13 protein-coding genes are annotated in these 17,327 nt (G+C 48.0%); 7 read left to right on the top strand and 6 right to left on the bottom strand.

Going from position 1 to position 17,327, the window contains the following annotated elements; genetic code table 11:
* Positions 1-25: 25 nt before the first annotated feature.
* The 4 genes from QNM19_RS00370 to ahpC all read right to left on the bottom strand — a co-directional run bounded on the left by QNM19_RS00370 (position 26) and on the right by ahpC (position 6,467).
* Positions 26-3,361 carry a carboxypeptidase-like regulatory domain-containing protein gene (locus QNM19_RS00370; protein ID WP_284026156.1) on the bottom strand — a complete coding sequence of 1,112 codons (3,336 nt, stop codon included), beginning with the start codon at positions 3,359-3,361 and terminating at the stop codon, positions 26-28.
* Between the two features lie 10 nt (positions 3,362-3,371).
* The gene (locus tag QNM19_RS00365; RefSeq protein ID WP_284026155.1) at positions 3,372-3,920 is read right to left on the bottom strand and encodes a hypothetical protein; all 549 of its coding nucleotides are present in this window, start codon (positions 3,918-3,920) and stop codon (positions 3,372-3,374) included.
* Positions 3,921-4,215: 295 nt separating this feature from the next.
* Positions 4,216-5,787, bottom strand: a complete 1,572-nt coding sequence (ahpF, locus tag QNM19_RS00360; protein WP_049865127.1) for an alkyl hydroperoxide reductase subunit F — start codon at positions 5,785-5,787, stop codon at positions 4,216-4,218.
* Between the two features lie 110 nt (positions 5,788-5,897).
* Positions 5,898-6,467, bottom strand: a complete 570-nt coding sequence (gene ahpC, locus QNM19_RS00355) for an alkyl hydroperoxide reductase subunit C (RefSeq protein WP_010380696.1) — start codon at positions 6,465-6,467, stop codon at positions 5,898-5,900.
* Positions 6,468-6,687: 220 nt separating this feature from the next.
* Here ahpC and QNM19_RS00350 point away from each other — a divergent pair, with 220 nt between their 5' ends.
* The 4 genes from QNM19_RS00350 (at position 6,688) to QNM19_RS00335 (ending at position 10,367) form a co-directional block, all read left to right on the top strand.
* A complete protein-coding gene (locus QNM19_RS00350) occupies positions 6,688-7,110 on the top strand; it encodes a DUF3429 family protein (protein ID WP_049865128.1) in 423 nt (140 codons plus the stop codon).
* A 62-nt stretch (positions 7,111-7,172) separates the two neighbouring features.
* Positions 7,173-8,009: a GGDEF domain-containing protein gene (locus tag QNM19_RS00345; protein WP_049865129.1), complete on the top strand. Its 837-nt coding sequence runs from the start codon at positions 7,173-7,175 to the stop codon at positions 8,007-8,009.
* Between the two features lie 392 nt (positions 8,010-8,401).
* Positions 8,402-9,484 (top strand): methyl-accepting chemotaxis protein, encoded by a 1,083-nt coding sequence (locus QNM19_RS00340; RefSeq protein WP_040645652.1) that lies wholly within the window; start codon positions 8,402-8,404, stop codon positions 9,482-9,484.
* A 97-nt stretch (positions 9,485-9,581) separates the two neighbouring features.
* Positions 9,582-10,367, top strand: a complete 786-nt coding sequence (locus tag QNM19_RS00335) for a class I SAM-dependent methyltransferase (protein WP_049865130.1) — start codon at positions 9,582-9,584, stop codon at positions 10,365-10,367.
* Here QNM19_RS00335 and QNM19_RS00330 read toward each other — a convergent pair.
* Positions 10,364-11,104, bottom strand: a complete 741-nt coding sequence (locus QNM19_RS00330; protein WP_284026154.1) for a metalloregulator ArsR/SmtB family transcription factor — start codon at positions 11,102-11,104, stop codon at positions 10,364-10,366. The two genes, QNM19_RS00335 and QNM19_RS00330, sit on opposite strands and share 4 nt — an antisense overlap.
* 260 nt (positions 11,105-11,364) lie before the next feature.
* On the opposite strand from QNM19_RS00330, the gene QNM19_RS00325 reads away from it, so the two are divergent.
* Positions 11,365-12,213 carry an EamA family transporter gene (locus QNM19_RS00325; protein ID WP_049865131.1) on the top strand — a complete coding sequence of 283 codons (849 nt, stop codon included), beginning with the start codon at positions 11,365-11,367 and terminating at the stop codon, positions 12,211-12,213.
* A gap of 12 nt (positions 12,214-12,225) precedes the next feature.
* On the opposite strand, the gene QNM19_RS00320 is transcribed toward QNM19_RS00325, so the two are convergent.
* Complete coding sequence (locus QNM19_RS00320; RefSeq protein ID WP_284026153.1) at positions 12,226-14,697, bottom strand: alpha/beta hydrolase family protein; 2,472 nt, start codon at positions 14,695-14,697, stop codon at positions 12,226-12,228.
* Positions 14,698-15,000: 303 nt separating this feature from the next.
* On the opposite strand from QNM19_RS00320, the gene QNM19_RS00315 reads away from it, so the two are divergent.
* The gene (locus QNM19_RS00315) at positions 15,001-16,014 is read left to right on the top strand and encodes a LacI family DNA-binding transcriptional regulator (RefSeq protein ID WP_284026152.1); all 1,014 of its coding nucleotides are present in this window, start codon (positions 15,001-15,003) and stop codon (positions 16,012-16,014) included.
* Positions 16,015-17,250 carry a glycosyltransferase gene (locus QNM19_RS00310; RefSeq protein WP_049865133.1) on the top strand — a complete coding sequence of 412 codons (1,236 nt, stop codon included), beginning with the start codon at positions 16,015-16,017 and terminating at the stop codon, positions 17,248-17,250. It begins immediately after the preceding gene.
* Positions 17,251-17,327 lie beyond the last annotated feature (77 nt).

The raw sequence follows: 17,327 nt of genomic DNA, 5'->3' as shown, positions 1-17,327 counted from the left end.
ATTACTCCACGGATTACTCCATGGATTATTCCTGATTTAGCGCAGCGACTACCTGCATAATGTCTTTTAAATCAATCTCTCCGTCTTCGTTTAGGTCAAAGCGCGGATCAAATTGCGTATCACCCGTCGTAGCCGACCACCCGGTTACAATCGTTGTCACATCATCCGCGGATAAAACACTATCGCCGCTAAAATCAAACGGGCTCACTTCTTTTAGAACAAAAACCTGTTGTTCACTGATCACGGTTTTGTCCTCACTCAGCATAATTTGCACTGATACCGATGTATCACCCGGGGCAGATACATCCCACAAGTAGCGACCCTGAGAGAATGCAACACCAGTGGCAATCTCAGTCGTCTCCTCTCCCACCTGATAAACAATATCAACGGTGTCTGAATCAGCGATATGTAATCCCGACCAATTGATACTAACCTGCTGCTCAGAGCCGATGGCATTCTCCACATTGATTAACAGAACCGGCACCGCCACACCAAGCTGATTCACCTGTTGGCTGGGCTCGGTCAGATTAACCGCATCGTCCGACACGTCAAAACGGTAAGAAGCGTGACTATAACTGAGCTTGTACAAGCCTTTGGCTAGATTCGCAAAGCTAAAGACGCCATTGGAATCTGTCAGCTGACGCGCAATTTCTACCTGACTCAGACCAACGCCATTGGTCAACACCACTTCGACACTGGCGATCCCCATTTCACTGGCATCTGCAACCTTACCGTGCAAGGTTGCCTGGTGTGTATCAACATAGATACTGTTGGGCTCAGACGTTGAGTCATCAGCAACCGAATAGACATTGTAGTAGTAGCGTGTATTGGCAGAAGCACTGTCAATAAACTCCGACTCTAAACCGGTAAATACCCTGACACCATCATCAATAGAGGTGGGCAAACTGTTCACCGTTCTGGTCACCACCACTTCCTTCAGGTTACTGCCTTGCGGGTTTTGCCAACTCAGCGAAACAACACGTCCATTCACAATGGCCTTGAGTGCAGAAACCTGCGCCACTACAAAGCTGCTTTCCTCAGCATACGTCGGTGCCTGAGCTACGCCGTTAATACTAATATTGGCATTCTCATTTTCCTGACCAACGGTCAGTTGCACAGTGGCACTGTCCTCGTCACTCTGGGTCAGTACATCCTCATAGTTAAGTACCAATACCTTACCATTGGTTTGTGGAATGGTGACATACACTTCAACTTCAGGATACTGGGGATATTTCTCTACCTGAATTGAGTAAGTATCCGTTAAAGGCAAAATAAACTCTGTAACCAGCTCAGCGTTTTTCAGATAGGCTTGCATCGTGTCGGGCTCGTCCAGGATCGGCTGCAATACTACCGTACTTTGGTCGCTCACTTTATTAACGCCAACGAGCCGTCCCCCCGCGATTAACACCGTAATATGCTGTGGATGCTCCAGCTCAACCACACTGACAGCTGTCTCATCCTCTGCATTCTGAACGTCATTAGCACGTTCACTGGCACCCGGTTGGCCATAAATGCGCAGCTGATCGGTCACATCGGTATAAGCACCAAATTGCGCATAGCTTGACGCGCTATAGTAGTTTGTCAGTTTAAAATCGCCATGTTGATCATACTTTTCACTGTCGCTTTGTGGCGCACCCAAGAATATGAAATGCTTCAATGTCAGCCCATTGGTAAATTCCATCATGGTATATTCACCAGGGAAATTATTATCATGGGTAATGTACAAAGACACATCGTTATACTGGATCAAGCCAGCAGCCAGAATAGAATGCCCACCTCGTCTTTTCGGACGGTTAATGCTAAAACGCAGACTGGCAATTTTATTTTCCATAAAATGCGGCGAATAAAACGCATTCATCGCGGATATCCCCTGGAATATGGTCCGCGGGTGAGAGCCAATCCAGGCACTGCCTTTAAACGCAGACTGCGACAAAAAGTAATAACCGATTTTAGACAAGCCATGAAAAGCATCCGCAGCATCCGATTTCACATCGTAACTGCCCACAGCCTTAACATAGGGCTTGGGCGACTCACTATTGCGGTTGTCCCAGTGGCTCTGGAAAGTTGATGTTAGCTGGGCACGCGTTAATGTCGCATCAATGTTAGCTCCCCAGGCTACCCCTTCGCTTGCATTGTTGTAGTTGGCAATCGCTGATGCTGCCATACCATGACATACGCCGAGAAACCGGCGGTCAAGCCTGTTCAGACCCTGGGTATAATCTTTCAGCCGGTAATAACCAATCACATCATACGCTTTGCGTTTGTTTGCCGGCGCCAGGAATTGTGCAAAAGACCTTGCGACTTTGCGCATGAAGCCCAGGTAAGACAACTGGTCGGGTGTGCAACGATCAAACTTCCAGCATAAGAATGACGACAAAGAAACGTCTTTCACTTCGGTCAGCATAAAGCGGTTCCAATCGCCATTTTGGAAAGAAAAGCCATCTGTAGAAACATTAAATGCCGTGGTGTACACATTCAAATTATTGACATCATCAATCACTTCACACTCTTCCTCTTTGCACACCGAAACCTGAGCGCCACTGAGGTTATAAGGCGCCTGGGTCAGGGCAAAATCAATTCGGAAGGTCTTTTTGTCCGTGCTAACATCACAGTTTTGCGCCGTGACTTTCAAACTGCTATCTTCAGCATGAAACTGATAGTTACACACATCAGCAAGTGCCGCGCCGTTAAGCGCTTCCAGGTTTTTAAAATACACAGAGAATTGGTTTGCGCTAAGAGAGCCTGGTGACAAAATCACCTTATCCAGATTAAAGGTATGGTCAAACGCGGCATCCATAAGATTAAATGCCACATTATCAATAGCGTAACCGGCGTCTTCCTGAGCAATGATCTCTATCCGAAATGAGGCTATGTTTTCGTCCCGAATCGAAAAGTGCTCTATCCCAAACTGTGAGTCCAACACTTCTCGGATCAAATCACCTTCCGGGTTAAACCACTGTAACCGGGTCGAGCTTAAGTTATCGAAGTAGCCGGCATCTAAAGAAAAACTATTTACGGTTGTCGGCTCGCCTGTTTGAGGGTCAACAAAACGCCCTTCAATGGCGCCATTAAATCTCGGGGAACCGCTTAACACAGGTGTTGTTGGATTCGCACTGTCTGATGTAATGAACGGCGCATCACCACCAAATATAATGCCTCGATCAGCATACTGATTGGTAATCGCAGTGCCATTGGGAAATTCACTGAAAGTAATCGGTGTCATGCCAACAGCCGCAGCTTGTTGCACGGGTACAGGACGTGCCAGTGATTTGTCATAGTTTTCACCTGCCGTAGACCCTTCAGTGGCGAAAGCAGGTGCACTCAGCAAACTCAGTAGCGCTATAATATATAAATATCTCATTGTAACGCCCTCACTGTTCACTGACCGAAATGCTGCAACTTACTTGTTGCGCCAGTCGATTCATGCAAAGTGTTTTACTGCTGGTCACTTCAGGCGTCGTACCTGAGTCGACACTGACTTCGAATGTCAGCACTTCAGCAGAGCCTGTAAAACCACTACTATTGCCATAAGTAAGTGCACCAAAGTGCAGAGATTTGCCTTCCTGTGCCGACACAGGGCCCAGGGCAACCAAAGTGCCGTCAGACACAATAAAACTGTTGCTCATTGACATTGACCCTTCATTGGGCGCAACGCTAAAGTCCAGTTTTAATTCATAAGCCGATATCGACTGAGTTGCACTCAGTTCTACCTTGTAGCCTTTTGTTGTAGGCGCATCGGATTGAGGTGGATCTGATTGAGGTGGATCAGACTGTGGTGGATCTGATTGAGTCGGTGGAGTGTTAGTAGTACTTGAGCTGGGGGAGTCAACCCCACATCCAGCCAGCGCAAGTAACAGTGACGAGCAAAAAACCAGACCTAAGGTATTTCGCGGGGCACCAGACGCGATTGAGGTTTTCATTGTTGCAGCCTTGTATACGTATGCAGACTGATATAGCACTGTACTGATACCTTGCTATATCACCATGTTCTTCAGGTGCTGTGCTCACTTTTACTGCATACTGTCCGACCTGCGCAAGCCCAATAATCAAAGTGACCTATCGTCAGCACATAGAAGTACACCCGCAAGTATAGTCCAACCTCAAGGTTGTAAAGCTCAGAGACAAAAAAGCCACAACCAGTGCAAATCCAGTTGTGGCTTAACTGTACTCAGATGAGTACAGGCTTGGGTGTAATTTGGGTCATCTATGCGCTCTTCAGGCCGCCTCTTCAGCCAAATCTGACTGATGTCTGATCAAGTAATCAAATGCGCTCAGACTAGCTGTCGCTCCTCCGCCCATCGCAATGATGATTTGCTTATAAGGCTCGGTGGTAACATCACCTGCGGCAAATACGCCGGATATACTGGTCGCCCCCTTTGCATCAATGGCAATTTCGCCAAACGGGGTCAATGCCATACCGCTGCCTTCCAGCCATTCAGTATTAGGGATCAGGCCTATTTGTACAAATATCCCGGCAAGTTCAAGCTGATGTTGCTGGTTACTTTGTCTGTCCATGTAGGTCAGCCCGGTGACTTTCTGGCCATCACCGAGCACTTCGGTCGTTTGCGCGTTCGTAATAATGGTCACATTGCTCAGGCTGTGTACCTTTTTAATTAACACCTCATCAGCTTTCAGCGAGTCTGCAAACTCCAGCACAGTGACATGCTCGACCAGGTTAGCCAGGTCAATGGCCGCTTCGATACCTGAGTTGCCACCACCAATGACCGCAACAGATTTACCTTTAAACAAGGGTCCGTCGCAATGCGGGCAATATGCAACACCACGCCCTTTATACTCCTGCTCACCAGGAACATTCATTGTGCGCCAACGTGCACCCGTCGCTATCACCAGAGATTTGGCTTTTAGTGTCGCACCATTTTCCAGCGCCAGCTCAAGGTTATTGCCCACAGACAAGCCACTGGCACGCTGGTTTTTCATCACGTCTACCTGATAATCGTTCACATGCTCTTCAAGCTGAGCAACCAGTTTGGGTCCCTGCGTGGCTGACACAGAAATAAAATTCTCAATACTCATAGTATCTGCGACCTGACCGCCAAAACGCTCTGCCACAACACCTGTATTAAGACCTTTACGAGCTGCATAAATGGCTGCCGCAGCACCTGCCGGTCCGCCACCAACAACCAGTACGTCGAATACCGACTTTTGGCCAAGCGCCTCGGCTTGTTGTTCGCTAAGTGTGTTATCCAGCTTGGCAAGTACATCACTCAATGTGATGGCGCCCTGACTAAACAACTCACCATTTAAAAATACACTGGGTACCGCCAGCACGTTGCGCTGCGCAACTTCGTCAGGAAACAGCGCACCGTCAACCATAGTGGCTTTGATCTTAGGGTTATGTGCGGCCATTAGATTGAGTGCCTGTACAACTTGCGGACAAGTCTGGCAACTCAACGATATATAAACTTCAAAATGCAGTTCGTCTTGCAGTGACTGGATCACTGCCAGTTCCTGCTCAGACACTTTTGCCTTGTGTCCGCCGCTGTGCAGCAGCGCCAACACCAGGCTGGTAAATTCGTGCCCCATGGGCACCCCAGCAAACTCGATCCGAGTATCTCTCTTTGGGGAGTATATGGTCATGCTGGGTGCACGCTCACTACTTTGTGCCTGCTCCAGGGTGATCAGGTCACTGAGCGAGGCTAACTCCTGTGCCAGTGACGCCACCTCTGCTGACTTGGCACTGTCATCCAGCGCTAAAATCAGCTCAATTGGGTCGGTCAGTGCAGCAAAATGGGTTTGCAGCTGACTTTTAATTTGCTTGTCTAACATTCTGTACATCCTCGAAATTTACGCCAATAGACCGGTTTCTTCGACCCCCAGGGGTGAGTTTGCTGCGGGTTAACAGAGTCGGGCCAACTTGGCCCGAACACCGTGACTGATTATAATTTGCCAACCAGGTCTAATGACGGCGCAAGTGTCTCTTCACCTGGCTGCCATGAAGCAGGACAAACTTCACCGTCATGTGAGGCAATGTACTGAGCCGCCTGAACTTTACGAACCAGCTCTTTGGCACTGCGGCCAATACCCAGATCATGGGTTTCAACCACCTTGATTTCGCCTTCCGGGTTAATGACGAAAGTACCGCGTAACGCCAGACCCTCTTCTTCGATCATCACACCGAAGTTGCGGGTAATTTTGCCTGTCGGGTCGCCTATCATTGGGAATTGGATTTTCTTGATGGTCTCTGACGCGTCATGCCAGGCTTTGTGCGTAAAGTGTGTATCTGTAGACACGGAATAAACCTCAACGCCCATCTCTTGTAACTGTGCATAATGGTCAGCCAAATCACCAAGCTCGGTAGGACATACAAAGGTGAAGTCGGCCGGGTAGAAAAAGACAATAGACCATTTGCCAAGCAGGTCTTTTTCACTCACATCAACAAACTCACCATGGTGAAAAGCGGTTGCGTTAAAAGGTTGGATCTGGGTGTTAATCAAAGAGGTAGTCATGTTTTTTCTCTCTCAGTTTTTAGGTTAAAGGGTCACAGGCCTGATGCTGTATCAGCCATGTCGTCTCTGTGTGATTACTAAGATAGAGAGAATTGGAATATTATTAAAATGGATTGTTCGGATTACTGTAATCCAAAAAATTGATGAAACTTTGGCAAAGTTTATGCGTATATCAGATATAATTAAAACATTAGTCAGAACAAACTTTTAAGAGATCTGGATGCACCCATACTTTAACCACATTATGCTGGCCTACATTGGCTTTATTCCTTTTTTACTCTGTGTGGCACTCACATTAATGGTTGGCAGCTCAACGGCTGTTATCGACGCGTTTAGCTATTATAGCCTGGGCGTTTTGGCATTTCTGGCTGGCAGCTTATGGCGTCCAGGGGAGCAATCGCAACAGCGTGCCGTAGTCGCCATTCTGGTGATCGTCCCTTTCCCGTTGCTCGCCGTTGCCTCTCAAGTTGTGATGCTAAGCTACTTGTCGGTGGCGTATTGGTTGGTGTTGATTTTTGAACGCAGCGCTCCGGCCTGGCAGGAGACGCATCAGGATTATCAAAAAATGCGCTTCACGCTGACTTCCGTTGTCTTTGTCAGCCATTTATTCATGGTCGCACAGGCAATCGAACTTGCCGGATAAACTCACAGTGCCACAGCCCGTTTAAAACCTGCTATAACTAAAGGGGATACGGAGGGTTGCACATGCGTCAAAAATTACTACTGGCTCTGATCTGGCTTGCAACGGCTTGTGTCATCATCTTACTCTACGGCAATCATGCCTCTTTTGGGGCAACGGTAGAAGAGCTGATATGGTTTGCCATTTCATTAACTGTGCTGGTGTTCAGCCTGCCTCACTTGCAACATAAGCTGCTTTTATATGCCTGGGGGATCTACTGTATTGGCCTGTTACTGGATCTCCTTGATGACTTGATGACCATTGAGCTTATCCCGGTCAACACCTTTGACACGTCGTTAAAGCATCTGGGCTTTCTGCTGGTGTGCTACGGCATGCATACCATCATTAAGCAAAAACGCGAAACCATCTGTGCACTTAACCACGAAATCGAAGAGCGCCAAAAACTGGAACAAAAGTTAAAGTTTGATGCAACACACGACGAATTGACCGGGCTGGGAAATCGACGCGCCTGTTTTGAACAATTTGAACGTTTGTGCACCTCCAGTACTTACCTGTATTACTTCGATCTGGATAACTTTAAGCAAGCCAATGATAAATATGGTCACAATATTGGCGATAAAATACTGAAAAAAGTATCAGAAGCGATGACCCGAGAATTCACTGCAGATGCCTGCTTTCGGATAGGTGGCGATGAGTTTGTGGCCTTTACCAGTGAAACAGTGTTAAAAGAAGATGCCCTTCGGGCGCAGTTGGTAGAAGAGGTCTTTGAATATGGTGTTGGGGTGAGCATAGGCAGAACTGCGGCCGACCCAGATGAAGATCCGGATGTGTTACTCCACAAGGCCGATATAGGTATGTATGAGAACAAAGCCAATAAAAGTATCCGCACCTCCGTCAGATAACCCCGGCAAGCACTGAGTATTTATACCAATTTCACTTAATACCCGGTCTATTTGAAGGAGCAAATAGGACGCTAACAGCGTTAAAAATTTTTCATTTAGAACCTTATACCTTAGACATAAGTTCACAAATTTTGCCTCGCCTACATGGACGTAGGTGCCTCAGTGATAGCAGGACGCGAAAGCGGTGTTATCGACTATATTTTCTCGCCTCAAAATAGAACACTTAATTAAGCAAATTGGTATTACTATGTGTTTTTCGGTGTTTTAACCACGTTCAAACCCCGCTCTTTTTACTTATTTTTTATGTAGCTCATTGTTTATTTACATAAATCTAGCACTTTAGTGGCTTGACTGTTATGCTGCTGGCAGTTTTGATAGTCGAGGGAACCTCAGTGTTAAAGAATCTTTTTGCCAATACCAGTCAACAATCGGAAATCCAGCAGTTGAAAGCAGAATTGGCCGCACAACGACAGGCATATGAGCAACTGGAGGCAGAAAAACAAGCAATGCAAAATGAGCTTGTTGAAGCACAACAGCAATTAAACGACAACACGGACAATCAGCTTTTGCAATGTGCACTTTCCGGGCTTGGTCAGATCCACGAAGTACGTGACGCCGTGCTGCGCAGTCTGCATCAGATAGAGGAAGAAAGCAGCTCAATTTCTCAGGTCAGTGCCTCGTTTGAAACCTCAGAGTCATCATTGGAAAAGATCCTCTCAGGCATGTCCAGTCTGTCGACCAATATGGCCAGCATGACCGACAATATATCTGGCCTGTCGCATATGGCAGACAACATCAACACTTTTGTCACCACGATTTCAAAAATCTCTGACCAAACCAACCTTCTTGCACTCAATGCCGCTATCGAGGCAGCCCGTGCCGGTGAAGCTGGCCGTGGCTTTAGTGTCGTTGCCGATGAAGTTAGGGCGCTGGCAAACAACACCAACGAGTCGGCGAACGAAGTATCAGATCTGGTTAAAAAGATCATAGATACAACTCAGCTCACGGTCGACGGAGTGAATGTTATTCAAAACTCCAACAACGATTTATCTTCAAGTATTGCCCACCTCAACGATGAGTACGGTAATATTGTTAGTTGCTGCGGCTCTATGAAGCAGACCATTGTCTCAGCATCGCTGCAAACTTTTGTGCAGACCGCAAAGCTCGATCATGTTGTATGGAAGGGTGAAGTATACGGTGTCATTGCAGGCAACAGTAACAAGCAAATCACAGAGTTTGCCGACCACACCAGCTGCCGCCTGGGTAAGTGGCTCAGCGGTGAAGCGGGCAAAGTAATGAATAAATCGGGATTACTCAATCGTATTGACGGCCCGCATAGAGAGGTCCATCGTGCCGGTGTCGAAGCGATGACTCTGTTTGTTGCCGGTGAAAAGCAAAAAGCCATCGGCGAGCTTAATCGCATGGAGCAGGCCAGCCGTGACGTACTCAGATTACTGGATGAAGTAACACACTAGTTTTATCCCGGGTGGTTCAGATCTGAGTCGCCCGGTTTATCCCCCTTTGTGCATCTGCTATCATCGCGCCTTTGTTATTTTTCTGGGTAGTAATGTTATGTTAATAGATGCAAATTGGCGCATATTGACCGTGGGTGATGGTGATCTGAGCTTTTCCTTATCACTAAGCAGACAGTTAAAACCCGGTCATTTATGTGCCAGTATCTATGACGATGAAGCCACCCTGAGAAGCAAATACCAGCTTCATGCTTTGGACAGCTTACGCGATTCAAATGTACCTGTGCTGAGCGAATTTGACGTCAACAACCCAAACTGCTGGGAAGCCTTACAAGGTAAGCGGTTTGACGCGGTGATTTTCCAGTTTCCTTTGATCCCTGCATTCACCAGCAAGCAAGCATTTGATGCTCAGCCACTGTCGACAAACACCCTGAATCGACGTTTGTTACGTAATTTTATCGACTTCAGCCACCGCTTTGCACTTGACCCGGCAGGCCCAATGCTCGCATTGATCACTTCGAAAGATGTCAAACCTTACTGCGAGTGGAATCTAGAGGACTCGCTATGTAACGGGCTGGGCTATCATTATCTGGGCCAGAGTGAGTTCAATATAGATGTATTCGAGGGCTATCGGATCCGCAATGTCGACAGAGATAAACATGTTAAAGATACCAGCGGTATCACCTATTACTGGTCAGCAAAGCCTCACGCAGTTTTGCGTGAATCGCTTTATCTACCGCCCTATTTAACACAAAATCACTGTGCTATGTGCCGTGCAGGACCCTTTCTGAGCGAGCAAGACAAACACGCACATTTGGGGTCAAAAAAGCATGCTATGATGCTCAGACATGAAAAAGACTGGCTTGCCTACCTCAGTACGTACTAGGCACAACAGCTTTGTTGACGCGCTGGCCTGTCTCCCATCAGGTCCAGCCTGGCCAATTCCTTCTCAATACAAGCGGGTTCTCCAAGCAAAGTACGCTGTAAAACTTGCTGCATCCAGCCAGGTAACTCTGTATTCAATGCATAGTACACCCACTGACTTTGCTTTCGTATAGTCAGAATACCCGCTTTTCTGAGTTGTGCCAGGTGCCTGGACACCTTAGGCTGACTGGGCTCATCCAGTGCCACCATCAACTCACAGACACACAGCTCCTGCTCCTGCAAAATCAGCAGCAGCGTTTTCAGCCTTAGCTCGTCACTCATGGCTTTATAAAAAGCCATTGGGGTAATGGGCTCGATATGTTGCGGCTCAGCCAACAGATTACGCACTTTGCAATTTAACTCATATAAAGCCTTACGATATGGGTTAAAAGACTCATCAACGTCCTCTAGAGCAAGTTGCCAGAACAGTGTTTGCTGTGTTTGTTTTCCTTCCTGTTCAGAGCATGCCCCCTGAGTGAGGTGAAGCATAATATCGCACTCTTCCTCATTAACGTCGTTTTGACTGAAGCTCAGATTTCTGCTCAACCCAAACTCGGATAGCGCTTGTTTTGCCCCAAAACTGATCTGTTGCGTAGTCATCGTATTGCCCAGCAAGACATCTGGATTATGATGTTTTAACAAAGCGCCAACTAACCAAACCAGGTCTGGATTGTCACCTTTCAAATAGATACTTTTCACTGCACGGCTCTCCTATATACGAATATGATTATATAATGAAACTGAGGGACAGTTAATATCCGGGCACAAAAATACGAGGATCTTAAAGTGAAATGAATACACCATTTATAAGAAAAAAATACACTTTGGTAATGATTTTTAAATTAAAGTCACCTCAATTTATTCAAAATCGGAAATTACGGAATAATGTATACAAAACTATTGAGCAGTACCATTTTGATAAGTAGACTGGCGGCCTTTATTTATAGCGAGATTTCTCGATGCATGTTTTAAACAAAAGCTTTCTGTATGCCATCGCGTGCTTGTTACTGGCTATGATTACCATTCAGTCTGGTGCTTCAATTGCCAAACAGCTATTTCCTCATGTTGGGCCAGAGGGCACGACGGCTTATCGCCTGGGGTTTTCAGCGCTGATATTATGTCTGGTCTTTCGCCCCTGGCGGCATTTGCCCAAAAACTGGCGTCCAGTGATTTTATACGGGCTGAGTCTGGGTATTATGAATCTGACATTTTATTACGCAATAGAGCGCATTCCGCTTGGCATTGGGGTAGCACTGGAATTTACCGGACCACTTGCAGTCGCATTATTTTCATCACGACGTAAACGAGATTACCTCTGGGTGGCGCTGGCGCTTGCAGGTATATTGCTGTTGCTGCCGCAGATGGGCGAAGTAGATGGCCTGGACCCAATCGGCGTATTGCTTGCACTCACCGCCGGTGCATGTTGGGCAGGTTATATCCTGTTTGGCAAAAAAAGTGGCGGTCATGGCAGTGGTGGTGCAACGGTCGCAATCGGTATGAGTGTTGCGGCATTTGCCGTTGTACCGGTCGGCGTCATATCCCAGGGAGGCGCATTGCTTGACTGGTCTTTGATCCCTCTAGGTATTGCCATTGGATTATTATCCAGTGCCCTGCCCTATAGCCTTGAAATGGTCGCGTTAAAGAAAATGCCGGCTCAGGGCTTTAGCATTATGATGAGTATGGAGCCGGCCATCGCAGCGCTAGCCGGCTTAGTGATCTTAGGAGAGCTACTGAGTGCCTGGCAATGGCTGGCGATCTTTATGGTGATCGCCGCTTCACTGGGTAGCTCTTTGTCCGCCAAACAATAGTAAACAGCGGCGTTACATCGGCCAGGGCGTGACAGTCTCTGGCGTCAGCTCAAATCGCAACGCCTCTGGCACCTGGTTGATTTCTTCGATCAACGGCAGTGGATCAAAATGGCGTTGCAACCAGCTTTGCTGCTCCCACAACATGTGTAACACATCCTGTCGGTTTGAGTAGTCATGATCTGTCTCTGGCAACAACACCAGGCGCGCGCGTTTACCCAAGTCATTCAATGCGCTGAACAAGCGCTCGCTTTGCACTGGAAAGCGACCGGCCTGACGATCCTGATAGCCATGGATAAGAAGCAACGACGCCGTAATTCTATCCGCATACGCAATGGGCGACGCGGCCAGATAAGCTTGAGGATCTTGCCATAAGGTGCCCGCTTGTTGCTCATAGGCAAAAGGCGCTAGTGTAAAATTATAAGTGCCACTGCGCGCCATACCGGTAACAAATAAATCCGTATGGGCCAGCAAATCAACGACCACAGTTGCACCTGCCCCCTGCCCGCCAATTGCTACTTTACTGACATCTGCAATCCCCTGTTGTGCTAATACCGCAACAGCAGCCTGAGCCGTAGACTGCCATTGCTGCCTTAACTGCGCTACACTCTGCTCACCTGGCAAAGTGAACCCGTCAATTTCAAATACCGCATAACCTTGTGAAAGATGGGGCAAAGGGCCAAGATGATCCAGAGGCACGAAATAATGAGGGGAGCTAAATGCTTGTTTTGTCTGCTCCGGCGACTTTACCCACATCAAGACAGGTACCCGACCCAGACTGGGATCGTAGTTTGCATTCAAATAGAGCGTACCGGTTATTTGTGTGCCATCCCCACGATCAAAACTCAGCACCTCACGGGACAAACCGCGTAACGCAGGGTACGGATGTCTGAAATGCGTGATCTGCTCCTGAGAATTAAATGTCCGATCATGCACAAAGTAATTTGGCTGATCCTGTTTAGATTGCCTCAACGTGATGAAGCGCATACCTTCATCATCCAGTAACGCCACAAACTGCTCAAAATAAGGAGCCTCAGATTGCCAAAGCCGGGTACGCGTATTGGCTCTGGCATCAAACCGGTCGAGAAAGGGTAACTCCTCGCCCTGTACCTTTTCTGTTCCCTGAATAAACAAATATCTGCTGCCCACAACTTTCAAAACCGGAGCACCCAAATCGTTGCGGGTCATCAACCACTGCTCAGACTGCGCATCAGCGACTTTATATCTCGCAACCTCCAGGGGATTGCGTTGCGGTGCCAATGGATTGATCACAGAAGTCCGCCAGAAACGCTCACTTTCTGCCTGAGTGAGTAAGGCAATATTAGAATCGCCCCAGTTCAGAGACACCAAAGGCTCCTGAAGCGCCATAAATAATCGAGGGACGCGCTTAAATGGCGACGAGATATGGTACAGACCATACGCGTTCTCGGCATCACCTTCTTGCGCCCAGACAACAGTTGCTCCCTTGTCTGCACGCCACTGGAAATGACTACGCATTGGAGCAGCCGGAGGTGTTGAAATAGCCGCCAGAACATTTTGTTCTTCACTTAGCGATTCGGGAGGCATTACCGGCCGGTAAAGTTCATATAAGGCAAACCCAGTCATTCCCCAAACCTGCCAGACACTCGGGTGATTCGCCAGCGTGCGTTGTAGCGGTTGTGACTGCTGTGGCGCTTCGAGTAAAGACATAGCCACCAGCAGATTAGTCGCATCCGGTGAGGGAGTAAAATGGTGGAAATAAGCCGGGCCGCCAATAGCTACGGGCCGACCTTGCAAAGGCACTTTAATTAGCTGCCCCTGAGCATAATGCGCAAACGCTTCTGTAGAGAGGTTTTTTGTAGTGTCAGTCACGACACTGAGTGCACCATGTGATTGCGCGACAACCGGTCCGCTCAGCCGAGATTGAAGAACAGTTTGTGGTCGTTTTCCTGTATGGTTTATAGCACTATTGACCACCAGTCCGGAGCTGTCAGGCAGCCAGTGATAAGGGACTTCCGTGGTTACGCCATTGAGTGGAAAACGAGACACAGCGCGCAGTTCTCGCTGCTTGATGTCATAGACCCATAAACGGCCATCCTGCTCGGTGCGCAAGATAAAGGCCAGATAGCGACCATCTGCACTCCACCGTGGGGCAAATACTTCACCAGGTGGCAAGTTTTCTACTTTTACTTCGGCACCCGTCGCAACATGTTTAAAACTCAGACCTGAATAGGTCACCGCGCCCAGTCGCATAAAGGTAGTGGGATCGAAGTGTAAATCGCCGTAACGCAGACCGGCTTCATCTGGCCGTTGCACGCTTTTTTGCCTGGTTAGTAGCGCCATCCAGACATGTTGTTCATTGAGCAACACCTCTGGCATTGGTGGCACACCTACCAGTTGCGCAATTTCTTCTCTTGGCACCTGATAACCATCCGATGCCGCCAGCGCAGTATTAACCCACAGACAACAAGCTAAAAAAAACAGCAAAGCCGGGCTCTTTTTCACCACTTTTCTACCCTTGAATTCTTATCTCAACCTCTCATGATATAACGAAATTACCTAAATGTGCACTAGTTTAATAGCAATTAACGCAATTCACAGGCCAACCCGGAGCACAAAAATTTTCGTCGCTAAAACAACAAAATATCTGATACTTAGTTGTTCTGAATGAGAATTTTTTAATACCGTTAGCGACCAATTAAAACCTTCAGATTGGTTATGCACTAATGTTAGTGGTATAACGTGCATCTAGGCGCGAAGTTACGGTAAACTAAGCGTTCGTCAACCGTTTGAGCAGCTATTCAGGCCATTATGAACAACAATAAAAAGCCAGACAAAGTAACCATTTTCGATGTTGCCAGAGAAGCGCAAGTATCTAAATCAACCGTTTCTCTGGTCCTTACCCATTCCGACAAAGTCAGCGACAAAAGCCGGGAAAAGGTACTCGCTGCCATAGAAAAATTAGGCTACGTCTATAACCGTGATGCCGCGGCACTGCGTAGTAAGCGCTCCAACCTGGTCGCATTGGTGATCAACGACCTGACTAACCCTTATTCCGCACAGCTAGCAGTAGGCCTTGAAAAGCACATTTATGCACTGGGTATGGTGCCTATGCTGGTTAATACCAGTGAAGATTTGACGCGTCAGCAACAGGTCGTCAATACGCTCAAAGAGTACAATGTCAGTGCGTTTGTCATGGTGCCGGCGCCGGGCACAACCATGGAGTGGGTCAATAAACTCGTCGATTCTGGTTTCCCTGTTATCAATATTATGCGGGAGATCCCCTACAGTAACGCCCCCTGTATTCTGCCCGATAATCAAAAAGGCACACACCTGGCCACCATGCATTTACTCGAACAGGGGATTGAGCGCCTGGCCTTTGTCGGCGGTACACCCGAGATTTCGGATTACCATGAACGTTTAGCTGGCTTTCGCAGCGCACTCACGCTACGCAAAGTCCTCGAGCCCATGCCTGAAATTACCGCTCAGACCAACCGCCAGGGAGGCCGCGAAGCATTTAATACTCTGTATTCGCAATCCCCGGATACGCAGGCCATCGTCTGTTTTAGTGACGTCATTGCTTATGGTGTAATGGAAGCAATGCGAGAGCTCGGGCTCACTCCAGGCAAAGATATCAAAGTGGTTGGTTTTGATGATTTGGCCGACTCCAGATTAATGAAACCCGCTTTGTCATCTGTGCGGATTGATGCTGATGATATCGGTAAACGCACCTGCCAGGCACTGGCAGAAATTATGAATAAATCGCAACCTGCGGTACGGACCCTGGTGGATGTATCGCTGCAACTCAGAGAATCTTCCATTTAAATGACACAAGTTTTAGTAATAGGTTATGTCTGGCCGGAGCCGAATTCGTCAGCCGCCGGCAGTCATATGATGTCCTTACTGCGCTTTTTCCGCGCGCAGAACTGGCAAGTTGAATTTGCCAGCCCGGCCCAGCAAACAGAGCATATGGCCGATTTAAGCCAGGAACAGATCACCTGTACCCCCATCGCTCTCAATTGCAGTAGTTTTGACGACTATATCGCGCAACTTAAGCCTGATATCGTGATGTTTGACCGTTTTATGATGGAAGAGCAGTTTGGCTGGCGGGTCGATAAATTTGCACCCGATGCGCTTAAAATCCTCGACACCGAGGACCTGCAATGTCTTCGCAACGCGCGCCATGCGGCACATCGCACTCAGCAAGCTTTCACCCTGGACAGCCTGCTCGACAGTGAGCTGGCTAAACGTGAGATCGCCGCAATTTTGCGTTGCGACTTATCGCTGATCATTTCTGATTTTGAGCACCAATTGCTCACTACTCAGTTTGGCGTATCCGCCGACCTGTTGCACCACTTACCATTTATGGTCGACTTGAGCGCACTCGATAACACAACGCCAGACTTTCAAACCCGCAAGCACTTTATGACCATAGGTAATTTTCGCCACGCTCCAAACTGGGATGCGGTACTTTACCTGCAGCAAATTTGGCCGATGATCCGCAAACAACTGCCAGATGCAGAGCTACACATTTATGGCTCCTACCCACCACCCAAGGCAACCGCATTACACAACCCTAAAACCGGCTTTTTGATCAAAGGGTGGGCGAAAGATGCTCTGAGCGTAATGGCACAAAGTAAAGTGTGCCTTGCCCCACTGCGTTTTGGAGCCGGAATCAAAGGTAAATTGCTCGAAGCAATGATCACACAGACACCGTGCGTGACCACTGAGATTGGCGCAGAGGGCATGCATGGCGACCTGCCCTGGCACGGTGCGATAAGCAACTGCCCACAAACCTTTGCTGCCGAGGCGGTAGCCTTATACCGGGATGAAGCACGCTATCAGCAGGCGCAACAAAACGGGCTGGCCCTGCTACAGGCGCGTTATGATAAGCATCCTTTAGAGTCTCAACTAAAACAAAAGATTAGCAATCTACTGACCAATTTGGGCCCACACAGGCGAGCAAACTTCACCGGCAGCATGCTGCGACACCACACGCTTCGCAGTACCCAATATATGTCCCAATGGATTGAAGCAAAAAATGCAAATAAAATGCGTTGAATTTACGTGAGAAGTGGTTAGAATTCGCGGCAACTTAGGTTATTGCCTAAACTGGGTAGGGAGGCGAAACAAGCTGT

It is taken from the genome of Pseudoalteromonas ardens, from assembly GCF_030125445.1.
Lineage (GTDB): Bacteria > Pseudomonadota > Gammaproteobacteria > Enterobacterales > Alteromonadaceae > Pseudoalteromonas > Pseudoalteromonas ardens.
Note: the sequence above shows the minus strand (reverse complement) of the source record. Positions and strands in the feature narration are given on the sequence as shown.

What these genes read in the sequence shown, in the direction of transcription:
- QNM19_RS00310 (WP_049865133.1), top strand. Translation starts at nt 16,015, where the DNA reads ATGACACAAGTTTTAGTAATAGGTTATGTCTGGCCGGAGCCGAATTCG.
- QNM19_RS00365 (WP_284026155.1), bottom strand. Translation starts at nt 3,920, where the DNA reads ATGAAAACCTCAATCGCGTCTGGTGCCCCGCGAAATACCTTAGGTCTG.
- ahpF (WP_049865127.1), bottom strand. Translation starts at nt 5,787, where the DNA reads ATGTTAGACAAGCAAATTAAAAGTCAGCTGCAAACCCATTTTGCTGCA.
- QNM19_RS00315 (WP_284026152.1), top strand. Translation starts at nt 15,001, where the DNA reads ATGAACAACAATAAAAAGCCAGACAAAGTAACCATTTTCGATGTTGCC.
- ahpC (WP_010380696.1), bottom strand. Translation starts at nt 6,467, where the DNA reads ATGACTACCTCTTTGATTAACACCCAGATCCAACCTTTTAACGCAACC.
- QNM19_RS00325 (WP_049865131.1), top strand. Translation starts at nt 11,365, where the DNA reads ATGCATGTTTTAAACAAAAGCTTTCTGTATGCCATCGCGTGCTTGTTA.
- QNM19_RS00335 (WP_049865130.1), top strand. Translation starts at nt 9,582, where the DNA reads ATGTTAATAGATGCAAATTGGCGCATATTGACCGTGGGTGATGGTGAT.
- QNM19_RS00350 (WP_049865128.1), top strand. Translation starts at nt 6,688, where the DNA reads ATGCACCCATACTTTAACCACATTATGCTGGCCTACATTGGCTTTATT.
- QNM19_RS00370 (WP_284026156.1), bottom strand. Translation starts at nt 3,361, where the DNA reads ATGAGATATTTATATATTATAGCGCTACTGAGTTTGCTGAGTGCACCT.
- QNM19_RS00345 (WP_049865129.1), top strand. Translation starts at nt 7,173, where the DNA reads ATGCGTCAAAAATTACTACTGGCTCTGATCTGGCTTGCAACGGCTTGT.